Source organism: Marinilactibacillus piezotolerans, assembly GCF_900169305.1.
Lineage (GTDB): Bacteria > Bacillota > Bacilli > Lactobacillales > Carnobacteriaceae_A > Marinilactibacillus > Marinilactibacillus piezotolerans_A.
On the sequence record NZ_FWDP01000003.1, the window covers coordinates 264,529 to 276,602 of the forward strand.

Consider the following 12,074-nt stretch of genomic DNA (forward strand, 5'->3'; position numbering starts at 1 on the left):
TCTTATTTACCTTCTTTCTGTTGTTGATTCACTCTACCGTATTTTCGATTCATTTTACGGTCAAATAAAATATTCGAAATGACGACGACGACTAACGCAAACAATGCAACCGGCACGGTAGCCAGTACAATATCCACTGCTGAAATTGTATAACCCAAGCTTTCCAGCGTTCCTGTAATCAATAGAACCCCTGAAGCAGCAATAAACGTATTTTGTGCGAAAAAGTTTCCGAAGTTTTCTGTAGCAGCAGAACGCGCTTTGATTTTCTCTGCATCTGCTTCGCTGATTTCTCCATATTTCGTTGTAGCAGCGGCTTGCGACATCGGTTCAATCAACGGACGAACAAATTGCGTCTGCCCCTGCATCCGGATGGAAAATGTTCCCGCTAACTCTCTGAAGACCATATAAATAGAGAATAAACGACCCGCGGTGATGCCATTGATTTTTTCCAGAAGATTAACGGCCTGCTGACGCAACCCTGCTCTCTCTGCAATCCCAATCATTGGCAGTGTAAGTAAAAACAGCGTAACTAAGCGATTATTAACAAAAGCTTCGCCCATTAAAGATAAAAATTCAAAAAACGGTATACCAGAAACTAATGCTGTAACTAAAGCAGCAATCAAGACCACTGCAATCGTATCGAATTTAAAAATAAAGCCGACAACGATGATTAAAATACCTATTAAACGTAAAAAATCCACTTTCTATCCTTCTTTCTCTAATCATTAAAATTTTCAATCTGTTTTCAATGATAGCACTCAACTATATGTGAGTCAAAACGTAAAAAAACTAATAATATTTTCCTGTTTTTCTAATCGTTAAGATTGTTTGCATACAAAAAAAGGATCTATTGACAGAATAGAACTCTTCTGTCAACAGACCCTGAAAACTTGTACTTTATTTTTTTAATAAAAATGCGACCGTTTCGTACGGATCAAGTTTAAAGAGCGACTCCAGCTTGCGCTCTCCTTTATTTCCAATCAAGAATTCTGCTTTCATATCAAGCAACGCTTTTGGAATATCCATCAACGCTTCTTCTGAATAGAAGTGATTCATGACCAGCAGCTTTTGGTCATCTAACTCGCGAATATACGCATAGACACTCTCGTGACCCAATTCAAATGGTTCATAAGATCCTTCTTGAATAATCTTATGGTCTTTTCTCAGTTGAATCAGTTGTTTATAGTAATCCCGGATCTGCTTGCTGATGGTTTCATTTTGCGTATTGATCGTTGTATAGTTGTCCGGGACCTTCAGCCAAGGTGTTCCTGTTGTGAATCCGGCATTTTTACTGCTGTCCCACTGCATTGGCGTTCTTGGATTATCTCTTGATTTCTCTTTTATAGCTTCCATAATTTCCTGTTCTGGAAGACCTTTGCGTTTCATTTCTTCATAGGCATTATGCGTTTCAACATCTACATAATCATCAATATCGTCAAATCTAGGATTCGTCATCCCGATTTCTTCCCCTTGATAGATAAACGGTGTTCCTCTCAGCAGATGAATGGTCTGTGCAAGCATGGTTGCCGTTTCGACTGGATAGTTTTCTGTATCGCCAAAACGACTGTTAGCACGCGGCTGATCGTGGTTGTTCCAGAAGACCGCATTCCATCCATCGCCGACGTCCATACCTCTTTGCCACTCATCCAGCAACTTCTTCAACTCCAGGAAATCAAACGGCATCGTTGTCCACTTTTCTCCATCTTTATAGTCTACTTTCAGATGGTGGAAGCTGAAAATCATTGATAGTTCATGTCGTTTCGGACTGGAATATTTAATACCATTTTTCACTGTTGTTGAGCTCATTTCTCCAACGGTAATCACATCATCATACCGGCCAAACGTTTCTTGATTTAACTCTTGGATATAATCATGAACGATTGGAGTATCTGTATAATGCGATTTTCCGACACCATCAGCTGCATCTTCTAATTCTTCAGCTTTTCCGATAACGTTGATCACATCAAAACGAAGTCCTTTTACCCCTTTTTCCAGCCAGAAATTAACGGCTTTATACAGTTCACGCCGTACTTCAGGATTGCGCCAGTTCAAGTCTGCCTGCGTTTTGTCATATAAATGCAGATAGTACTGATCTGTCTCAGCAAATTTTGACCATGCCGGACCTCCAAATTTTGATTCCCAGTTCGTCGGCAAGCTTCCATCCGGCTTACCTTCTCTTAAAATATAATAATCCTGATACTTTTTATCACCGGCCAATGCCTTTTGGAACCATTCGTGCTCTGTAGATGTATGGTTCAATACCATATCCAGCATCAAAGAAATACCTCGTTTGCCAGCTTCTTCAACCAGCTTATCAAAGTCCTCCCACGTACCGAATAGCGGGTCTATAGATGTATAATCTGCTACATCATACCCATTATCATTCTGCGGAGAGTTGTAAAAAGGATTCAGCCAGATCATATCAATGCCCAAATCTTCCAAATAAGGCAGTTTTTCAATGATTCCTTTCAAATCTCCGATTCCATCGCCATCCGTATCTTTAAAGGATTTCGGATAGGCTTGATAGATCACTTTATCGTGAAATGTTGTCATGTCTTCCGCCCTTTCTGTTTATCTATTAAAAAAGGACCGATTCAGGTAAAACGCTGGAGTCTATCGCATCATAATGAGTTTAGACTTTTGCGTTTTCTCTGAACCAATCCTCTCTTGCAGTAAATCACTTGGTTTATTCGATTCTTATAATCACTCTACCATGATTCCTTGTTTACTTCAAAGAACTGACTCGGTTTAGCTCCCTAATTTAGGAATTGGCAGATGATCATTTTCGTATTTCGTTAAAATACCTTTTTTCTCAAATATAATCGTCAAGATAATCGGTATAATGAAGGCTACGGCCATCGCGATAAAGAAGTTGATCATAGAATCCGTTTGAATACTCAAGAATCCCGGCAGACCACCAACACCGATTGAATTTGCTGTAACATTCAGTGCTACGGAAATCATTCCTGCAAATGCAGAACCGATCATTCCGGCTACGAATGGATACACATATTTAATATTGATACCGAATAATGCGGGTTCTGTTACCCCTAGATAAGATGAAATCGCCGCTGGGATGGAAACTTGTTCTTCTTTTTTATTGCCCCAGTGCATAATGATCATGCCTAATACTGCAGAACCTTGTGCAATATTTGATAAAGCAATCATTGGCCATAGATTTGTACCGCCGTAATCTGCAACCAGCTGCAAGTCGATCGCATTCGTCATATGATGCAGACCTGTAATAACGAGCGGCGCATATAGTCCACCGAAAATAAATCCGAAGACCCAGTTGAATGTTCCGGTCAAGCCCCAGTTAACGACTTGGGATAGCCATGTTCCCAACTGCCATCCAATTGGTCCAATGACCGCATGAGCTACAAAGATAGTTGGCACTAACGCAAATAAGGGTACAAAAATCATTGAAATGGCTTCTGGAATAATTCTACGCAGCCATTTTTCAAGATAAGCCAGTAAAAATCCTGCCATCATTGCCGGAATAACTTGCGCTTGATAGCCGATCTTGTCTAATTGGAAGAATCCAAAGTCCCATACTTCAACATTTCCTGCAACGATATCTTGAACACCATAAGCATTCAATAATTGCGGAGAAACTAATGTAATCCCTAGTACGATTCCGAGAATTTGAGTTGTACCCATTTTTCTCGTAACACTCCAAGTGATCCCTACAGGCAAGAAGTGGAAAATCGCTTCACCTGGCAGCCATAAGAAGTCATTGACCCCTGCCCAGAATTGAGAAGTATTTACAATCGTATTATAAATCGGTTCCCCTGCATCTGTAACTTGCGGCTGTCCATCGACAATTAATTGACCCAGTGCTTCAATCTGAATTCCCTCTAAAACGTTACGGAATCCTAAAATCAAACCACCAATAATAATTGCAGGAATAAGCGGTGTAAAAATTTCTGCCAATGCAGCCATCAGTCTTTGCAACCAGTTCATATTTTTAGAACCAGCTTTTTTCACATCATCTTTAGAAACGCCTTCAAGTCCGGAAACGTCTGAAAATTCATTATAAAAGTCCGCTACTCTATTTCCGATAATGACTTGAAATTGTCCAGCTTGTGTAAATGTTCCTTTAACAGATGGGATATCTTCAATTCTCTTCACATCTGCTTCTGACGGATCATCTAAAACAAACCGCATACGAGTGGCACAATGGGTTACAGCATTAACATTCTGCTTGCCGCCGATCGCATCCAGCAGCTCTTGTGCATCTTTTTTAAAATCTGCCATGTTTTTTCCTCCTTATAATCCAACTTGTCTATACAAGTTCTTACAAGCTTACTATACTCGAAAACCTTTTTTAATGCAAGCGTTTCATCTTCGTTATCCTTTAATTCTGCCCCCTTTTCTTTTAAAACATCTATGCACTCTCACTAAATCAATTTTATCATTAGTGCAGTTTCTTAAGATAACAAAAAGCTTTTTTCCACTCCTTATATAAGAAGAATAGAAAAAAGCTTTCTAGATTATTGATGGTTCTAACTATACATCTGACTGCTTTAAGGCTTTCCTTAAATCGCCTACAAGATACAAAGATCCAAAGACAACGATGATTTCTTCTTGATCAGCCTTTTTGATATATTGTACAACCTCTGCTGCATCCTTTACTGCTTTTGCCTGCTTTCCATCCTGTCCAAGCATTTCAGCAACTTCTGCTGCATCAAAGCCTCTCCAAGGATCTGGTGAAACCGTTAGAAACTGTTTTGCTGTATCTTCAACCAAATGAATCATCTCTAAATAATCTTTGTCTTTCATCATTCCAATAACATAGGTGACTTTCTGTCTTGGGAAAAGAGACCGGATGTTCTGGCTCAGCCGTTCTACTCCCTGCTGATTATGTGCGCCGTCTATAAGAACGAGCGGTTTATCCAGCATAGTTTCCATTCTTCCTGCCCAAAAGGCTTGTTTTAGACCTTTTACAATTGACTGATCCGATATCTGATAACCCTTTTCTCTTAGTTTCAAAACTGTTTCGATTGCTATCGCTGCATTGGATAACTGATGCTCACCAATCATCCTGATTGACAGGTTTTTATAAGTCTTATAGTCAAATTTCTGACCTTGTATAGAAGCAGCGGAAACGGAGATCTCTTTCAGGTCTGTAACTGTCAGCGCCGCCTGCTTTTGAGCTGCTGTCTGTTCTATAACCGTTCGAATACTTGGTGGACAGTCATAAACAACCACTGTTCCATTTTGTTTTATAATGCCTGCTTTTTCTTTTGCAATCTCTTCTACTGTATTCCCCAGCATTCCCATATGATCCAGTCCGATAGACGTAATGACCGCAACTTCTGGTGTTTGGATCACGTTTGTTGAATCCAGTCTTCCGCCAATCCCGGTTTCTAAAATGATCAGCTCACAATTCTGATTTGCGAAATAAACAAATGCTACAGCCGTTAAAATTTCAAAGGAATAAAGCGATTCTGATAACTCTGCTTCTACTTCCGCGACAAAAGGAGCTACGATCTCTGTGCAGCGAATAAACGATTCATCACTTATGAGCTGTTGATCAACTTGGATTCTTTCATTAATTGCTTCGAGATGCGGTGAAGTGAATAGTCCTGTTTTAACTTCTGACTGCTGCAAAACAGCCGCTATAAAAGCAGCGGTCGTCCCTTTCCCATTGGTTCCGGCAATATGTATAAATTTCAGCTGATCTTGCGGATTACCCAGCTTATTCATTAGTGCCTGCATGCGGTTCAGATTTTCTTTTTTTCCGTTGCCTCGATTAGTATTAACGAGATTAATGACGTCTTGCATATTCATAGCGTTACCCTACATTTCTCAATTTTTCTTTATTATACAATCTCGCATCCAGGTTGTCGAAATGAAAAAAGAACTTGAGGAACGGTTTATTCAACAGTTGCTGCTCTGCTGTTCACCCTACACTCAAGTTCTTTTTCTGTTATGTTTGCGATTTATTATTCTGGTTCTACTACTAAGTAGCGATGCGGTTCTTTACCTTCAGAATGCGTTTCGATTCCTTTATGATGATTTAAATAGCGGTGAATCAACTTTCTTTCGTGCGCCGGCATTGGCTCTAAAATGACAGGTTGTCTAGTCCTTTTGACTTTATCCGCTGTTCTTTTAGCAAGTTGTTCAACTGTTTTTTGACGACGCTCTCTGTATTCTTCAGCATCCACTTTTGCATAAAGCTTGGTATCTGCTACTTGATGCAGCTGAATCTGAGCCAATGTCTGCAAGCTGTTCAACACTTTTCCGTGTCGCCCGATCACTAAGCCCGCATCTTCTGTATCGATATTATACTGTACTTTTTTTCCTTCTCTCGATACATGGACAACGACATCAGAAACACCCATTTTTCTTGTAACATCCATTAAGTAGTCTGCCACAAATTGAATACCTTCTGCATCTTTTTGCTCTTTTGCCTGTATTTCTTCTTCAGTTGGTACTGCAGGTTCTTTTGTGTGCTCTTCTTCTCTCGAGTCAGCTTCCGAAGAAGCTTCAGCCGCTGTGGCTTCCACTTCTTCAGGACTTTCTGCAACTGGTTCGGCGATTGGTTCAGACGATTCCTTTGCTCCGCTGGTTTCACTTGCTGCGACCAGTGTTCTCTCTTCTGCTTCTAAGGTCTCAGGCTCAGATCCTAATGCTGGTCTGGCAAACACTTCATCCATAATACTGGTTGCCTGTTTTCTTTTGACCACCACGACCGCATCTTTTTGGCCGATTCCCAGAAATCCTTTTTTACCAGGCTCGGTGATTTCTATATTGGCTTCTTCTCTTTTTAACCCTAATGCTTTTAATCCTTTTTCGATCGCTGCTTCTGCAGTTGCTGCTTGTGCTGTATACTTATCTATCACGAATAATGCCCTCCGTTCAACGCTAGGTATTTTTATTCTCTGCTATTTGATCAACACGCTTTAACAAATCATACTATCTTTTATTTTCGAACATTTCTTCCCAGTTTCTGAGCTCTTTTCCTAGCTTTTCTTCGTTCCAATTCGATTTCACGCTGTCTTGCTTCTTTTTCTTCACGTTCGCGACGAATTTTATAAGGATTTTGCAGCAGCAATGTCTGCAGTACAGCAAATCCATTCGAAGCAACAAAGTAAAGGGCCAATGCACTTGAAAGTCTAAACGTAATCAAAACAATAAACAACGGCATAATGTAGGTAATAAACTTCCCGCCTGCCTGCGGACGACCTAGACTCATCAAGTGAGAGTTTGCCAACGTAAAGGCACCGGCTAACAATGGTAAAATGAAGTATGGATCGGGTGCGCCCAAGTTGACCCATAGAAAATCTCCAGTTGCTAAGATCGGTGTTCTGTTTACTGCTTGGTATAAAGCAATAAAGACTGGCATTTGAATCAATAGCGGTAAGAATCCTAAAAATGGATTGACGCCTGCTTCTTTATATAATTTCTGTTGTTCGTTTCTTAATTTTTCTTGTGTTTCTGCATCTCGAGCTGAGTATCTTTCTCGAAGTTCTGTCAGCTGAGGATTGATCTCGTTCATCTGCTGCATATTTTTTTGCTGGAAGTGAGTAATCGGGATCATTAATGCTCGAATCAGCACAGTAACCATGATAATTCCGATTCCGTAATTTCCTCCAAACAAATCTGAGAACCAGATAATCAATCGAGCAAAGTTATAAATGATAATCCCATCCCAGAATCCTTCACTCTCCGCTGTTACATCGCTGGTTCCGCAGGCTGCTAATACGAAGACCATAGCCAGCATGCTGACCATCAATAGCAATCGCTTACGTTTTTTTATTAAGTTAAACACTCTTTTTCCTCTTTTCCAAATTCTTGTGAGCTTTTTTTCTGCTGCTTATACCTCTATTGCATAAACTTCTGCACTTTATCCCTATTATAAATGAAAGCTGCATCAGAAACACTATTATTTTAACAGATTTTTTCTACTGATCTTCTACTAATTATAGAACAATTAAAAAACTTTAAATCATTTTAGCAATTTTCAATACGTGAATCAGATTTTTTTTCAACTCATGGAAAGATAAATCAGCAGTAGGTTTTCTGGCGATCACTAAAAAATCTCTATCCTGTTTTACTGCCTGTTCTTGGTCCAATTCAGTTAGTGCCTGTCTGATCTTTCTTTTCACAGCATTTCTCGTCGGAGCATTTCCAATCTTTTTCCCAACTGACAGGCCTACCCTAAAATGTGCTTGTTCCGGTTTTTCCAGTACATAAACCACAAACTGACGATTCGCAACCGACTCGCCCTGACGGAAGACTTTTTGAAATTCTGCTTCTTTTTTGACACGGTAAGCTTTTTTCATTTTTCGTCTTTCCCTTTCTATGCCTGACTTTTTTTCTTCTTTTTATCTACTAAAAAGGCAGGATGCTGGTTTAACAGCAAATAAAAAAGGCGACGAGCTCTTATTTTACAATAAGAAGCTATCGTCGCCTATTATTTCTTATGCTGAAATTCTTTTTCTTCCCTTACGACGTCTGGCTTTTAATACTCTGCGTCCGTTTTTAGTACTCATACGTTTACGGAATCCGTGTACTTTTTGACGTTTACGTTTTTTAGGTTGATAGGTTAATCCTTGTTGTGACATTGATCATACACCTCCTGAATCTTTCCGATCTCTCTGTTTACAATTTAATAAGTTACAAAATGCTATCTAAATTTGCATCCTAACATAGACAGACTATATTATCTTAAGTAAATCACCCCCATTTGTCAAGTCTTCCTGTTTATTTTTCAATCTTTTTTTCAATATTTCAGACACATCCTGCTTTACTGATTAGAACTTACCACACATTTTTATCCACAACGCTTCTGATAACTTTACTGCCCGTTCATTCTGTGCACAACTTTATTCAACAGTTTTCCACAACTCAACATCCTGTTTACAAATTTACCCACACATTTATTCGCATTGTGTATAACTCTATTAAACCCTTTAGAATCAGCTCTTATAAACTGAAAGTTATCCACATTTCTTGTTAAGACTATAATTACTCCTGATGATTATACACAACAATTTTCAACCTGTGGATATCTCTATGAACATGCTCTGGATTTTTTATTAACAATTTCATCCCACTGTGGAAAACTTGCCTCATCCATGATAAAATAAAAAAACATTCTATGGAGACGAGGAGGAACAGAATGAATAACACGCATCCACTGTGGATAAATTTACAAGATAAATTCAAGCAGTCTCTTTCTAAAGTTAGTTATGATACATGGATTCTCAGCGCAAACCTCGTCCGAGTTACAGATAGTTCCGTTACAATAGAAGTTCCATCAACATTGCATAAAGAATACTGGCAAAATAACCTCACTACTAAAATGGTCGAGTACTTATACGAATATTTTGGACGAGAAGTTTCTCCGCTTTTTGTTACCTCAGAAGAACAAGCTACACACGAGGAAAATAAAGAACCTGCACAGCTAGATGCTTTCGACCAGGGGAGTATGGTATCCAGTACGTTAAACAGCAAGTATTCTTTTGATACATTTGTTATTGGAAAAGGAAATCAGATGGCCCATGCCGCAGCCCTAGTAGTTGCAGAAGAGCCGGGTACGATCTATAATCCTTTATTCTTTTACGGCGGCGTCGGGCTCGGAAAGACTCACTTGATGCACGCGATCGGTCACCAGTATCTTCAAATCAATCCGAACGCTAAAATCAAATATGTATCCAGTGAAAATTTTGCGAATGATTTCATCAATTCGATTCAGAATAGAACGCAAGAAAAATTTAGAAGACAATATCGGAATGTCGATCTGCTATTGGTAGATGATATTCAATTTTTTGCGGATAAAGAAGGTACGCAGGAAGAATTTTTCCATACATTCAATGCTCTTTACGACGACCGCAAACAAATTGTATTGACCAGCGATCGTTTGCCTAATGAGATTCCTAAACTGCAGGAGAGACTGGTTTCCAGATTTGCCTGGGGCCTGTCCGTTGATATTACACCGCCAGATCTTGAAACTAGGATTGCTATTCTTAGGAAAAAAGCCAATGCAGAAGGATTGGAGATTCCTAATGATACATTAAGTTATATTGCCGGCCAGATTGATTCCAACATTCGAGAATTAGAAGGTGCTCTTGTACGTGTACAAGCTTATTCTGCTATTCAGCGTAATGACATCACAACAAGCCTTGCAGCAGATGCTTTGAAGAGCATGATCAAATCCGATAAGAAACAAGATGTATCAATTGCTTCTATTCAGCAGACGGTCTGCAAGTTCTATCAGATTTCATTAGCAGATCTAAAAGGAAAAAAACGGGTTCGTTCAATTGTTTTGCCGAGACAGATTGCCATGTATCTTTCTAGACAGATGACCAATAACTCTCTGCCAAAGATTGGCAAGGAGTTCGGCGGCAAAGATCACACAACTGTTATTCATGCGTATGAAAAAATTGAGCAGGCGATCGAAAAAAATGATGAGTTAAAATACGAAATCGAGCAGCTCAAAAAGAATCTGCAATAAACTTTCTTTTTCCACTTGTGTATAACTCACTTGTTTCTGCACAAAGTTACCCACAAGCTATCCACAGGTGGAAAACTTTTATACTATAGGCATTTTGTACTTTTCCACAGTATTCACAGGCCCTACTACTATTACTATATTATTTATATAAATATATATAGACAGATGCTCAGAAAATAAGAGCCTTAAAACCTTATTTAAAGAGCGTTATGCTATACTGAATTTAACAAACTGCACGGAGGGATTTTATGAAATTTTCAATTAATCGAACAGCCTTTTTAAAAAAGCTGAAGGATGTTCAATTAGCGGTTTCTTCTAGAACAACTATTCCAATATTGACCGGGATTAAACTAGTTGCTGATGCTGAAGGAATCAAACTGACAGGAAGCAACTCAGATATCTCGATTGAAACACTGCTCTCTGTACATGACGAAAAAGCAGCACTGCAAATTGAAGAAGAAGGCAGTATCGTACTGCAGCCTGCTAGATTTTTCAGTGATATCGTCAATAAACTGCCGGATGAGACCTTTTCTGTTGAAGTACTTGACCGAGTACAGACAGCCATCAAATCTGCATCTTCTTCTTTTATTATCAATGGACTAGATGCAGCGAATTATCCACATCTGCCGGAAATCGACACAGATCAAGCTTTTACCTTACCGGTTCAGCTGTTGAAAACAGTTGTTAAACAAACTGTTATCGCCGTTTCTTCTCATGAAAGCCGTCCGATCTTAACAGGTGTAAACTTGTCATTAAGTGAAGGCCGCTTAAAAGCAGTGGCAACAGATAGCCATCGTCTGAGTCAACGAGTGATTCCGCTGGAAACAGCAGGGGATTTTTCATACAACATCGTTATCCCTGGAAAAAGTCTTCAGGAGTTATCCAGACTGTTGGATGATTCACTAGACGAAATCACGGTAGCGATCGCAGAGAACCAGATTCTCTTTAAAACAGAAGATACTTATTTCTACTCTAGACTGCTGGAAGGGAACTATCCTGATACAGACCGCCTGATTCCAGAAACTTCTTCTACACAGATCACTTTAGACGCTCAAGTACTGCTTGGCGCTGTTGAGCGTGCTTCACTGTTATCTCATGAAGGAAAAAACAATGTTGTAAAATTAAGTGTGAAACAAAACGAATTAGAAATTACCGGAAATTCACCAGAAGTCGGTCGAGTAAATGAGCATGTTTCTTTCAAACAGGTTGAAGGGGAAGAAATGGATATCTCATTCAATCCAGATTACTTGAAAGCAGCATTGAATACATTTGGTCCTGTGGAAATTACCTTGAAGCTGATTTCGACTCTGAGACCTTTTGTATTAGTGCCGAGTGAAGATAATCGCGAATTCATTCAACTGATCACACCGATTCGTACTTCATAATCCTTTTGACAAAGCAGATTAAACGGAACGATTAAAATCCTATTCGAGGAAGCTTACTGACTCCTTGAATAGGATTTTTTTATAGAGACTTAGTTCTAGATAATTCAAATTTGCCTTATTTTGAATTCTGAGCGGATTTCTTTTAAAAAAAGGTTTTTCTTTTTTTTACCTGAAAATCTATCAGAGGCCATTATTTTCCGCCTAAATTTGTATTGAGATGTTTT

The 12,074-nt window shown here is 39.2% G+C and carries 10 protein-coding genes; 2 read left to right on the forward strand and 8 right to left on the reverse strand.

Annotated elements, in window-relative coordinates; genetic code table 11:
- Positions 1-2 precede the first annotated feature (2 nt).
- From B6F02_RS03085 to rpmH, 8 genes are all read right to left on the reverse strand, one after another.
- The gene (locus B6F02_RS03085) at positions 3-701 is read right to left on the reverse strand and encodes a DUF969 domain-containing protein (protein WP_080145941.1); all 699 of its coding nucleotides are present in this window, start codon (positions 699-701) and stop codon (positions 3-5) included.
- 196 nt (positions 702-897) lie between these two features.
- Positions 898-2,553, reverse strand: coding sequence for an alpha,alpha-phosphotrehalase (treC, locus tag B6F02_RS03090; RefSeq protein ID WP_080145942.1), 1,656 nt, complete (start codon positions 2,551-2,553; stop codon positions 898-900).
- A gap of 195 nt (positions 2,554-2,748) precedes the next feature.
- Positions 2,749-4,257, reverse strand: coding sequence for a PTS system trehalose-specific EIIBC component (gene treP, locus B6F02_RS03095; RefSeq protein ID WP_080145943.1), 1,509 nt, complete (start codon positions 4,255-4,257; stop codon positions 2,749-2,751).
- 252 nt (positions 4,258-4,509) lie between these two features.
- Complete coding sequence (locus B6F02_RS03100; RefSeq protein ID WP_080145944.1) at positions 4,510-5,793, reverse strand: bifunctional folylpolyglutamate synthase/dihydrofolate synthase; 1,284 nt, start codon at positions 5,791-5,793, stop codon at positions 4,510-4,512.
- Positions 5,794-5,948: 155 nt separating this feature from the next.
- Positions 5,949-6,848, reverse strand: a complete 900-nt coding sequence (gene jag, locus B6F02_RS03105; RefSeq protein WP_256864629.1) for an RNA-binding cell elongation regulator Jag/EloR — start codon at positions 6,846-6,848, stop codon at positions 5,949-5,951.
- 80 nt (positions 6,849-6,928) lie between these two features.
- Positions 6,929-7,777 carry a YidC/Oxa1 family membrane protein insertase gene (locus B6F02_RS03110; protein ID WP_256864630.1) on the reverse strand — a complete coding sequence of 283 codons (849 nt, stop codon included), beginning with the start codon at positions 7,775-7,777 and terminating at the stop codon, positions 6,929-6,931.
- A 172-nt stretch (positions 7,778-7,949) separates the two neighbouring features.
- Positions 7,950-8,291, reverse strand: coding sequence for a ribonuclease P protein component (gene rnpA, locus B6F02_RS03115; RefSeq protein ID WP_080145945.1), 342 nt, complete (start codon positions 8,289-8,291; stop codon positions 7,950-7,952).
- Positions 8,292-8,429: 138 nt separating this feature from the next.
- Positions 8,430-8,573, reverse strand: coding sequence for a 50S ribosomal protein L34 (rpmH, locus tag B6F02_RS03120; protein WP_072693642.1), 144 nt, complete (start codon positions 8,571-8,573; stop codon positions 8,430-8,432).
- Between the two features lie 557 nt (positions 8,574-9,130).
- Here rpmH and dnaA point away from each other — a divergent pair.
- A complete protein-coding gene (gene dnaA / locus B6F02_RS03125; protein ID WP_080145946.1) occupies positions 9,131-10,465 on the forward strand; it encodes a chromosomal replication initiator protein DnaA in 1,335 nt (444 codons plus the stop codon).
- Positions 10,466-10,713: 248 nt separating this feature from the next.
- A complete protein-coding gene (gene dnaN, locus B6F02_RS03130) occupies positions 10,714-11,850 on the forward strand; it encodes a DNA polymerase III subunit beta (RefSeq protein WP_080145947.1) in 1,137 nt (378 codons plus the stop codon).
- The last annotated feature ends 224 nt before the right edge of the window (positions 11,851-12,074 follow it).

Bases quoted from the DNA above. Each gene is read 5' to 3' on its own strand.
- treC (WP_080145942.1), bottom strand. From the start codon at position 2,553: ATGACAACATTTCACGATAAAGTGATCTATCAAGCCTATCCGAAATCC.
- treP (WP_080145943.1), bottom strand. From the start codon at position 4,257: ATGGCAGATTTTAAAAAAGATGCACAAGAGCTGCTGGATGCGATCGGC.
- B6F02_RS03100 (WP_080145944.1), bottom strand. From the start codon at position 5,793: ATGAATATGCAAGACGTCATTAATCTCGTTAATACTAATCGAGGCAAC.
- rnpA (WP_080145945.1), bottom strand. From the start codon at position 8,291: ATGAAAAAAGCTTACCGTGTCAAAAAAGAAGCAGAATTTCAAAAAGTC.
- rpmH (WP_072693642.1), bottom strand. From the start codon at position 8,573: ATGTCACAACAAGGATTAACCTATCAACCTAAAAAACGTAAACGTCAA.
- dnaA (WP_080145946.1), top strand. From the start codon at position 9,131: ATGAATAACACGCATCCACTGTGGATAAATTTACAAGATAAATTCAAG.
- dnaN (WP_080145947.1), top strand. From the start codon at position 10,714: ATGAAATTTTCAATTAATCGAACAGCCTTTTTAAAAAAGCTGAAGGAT.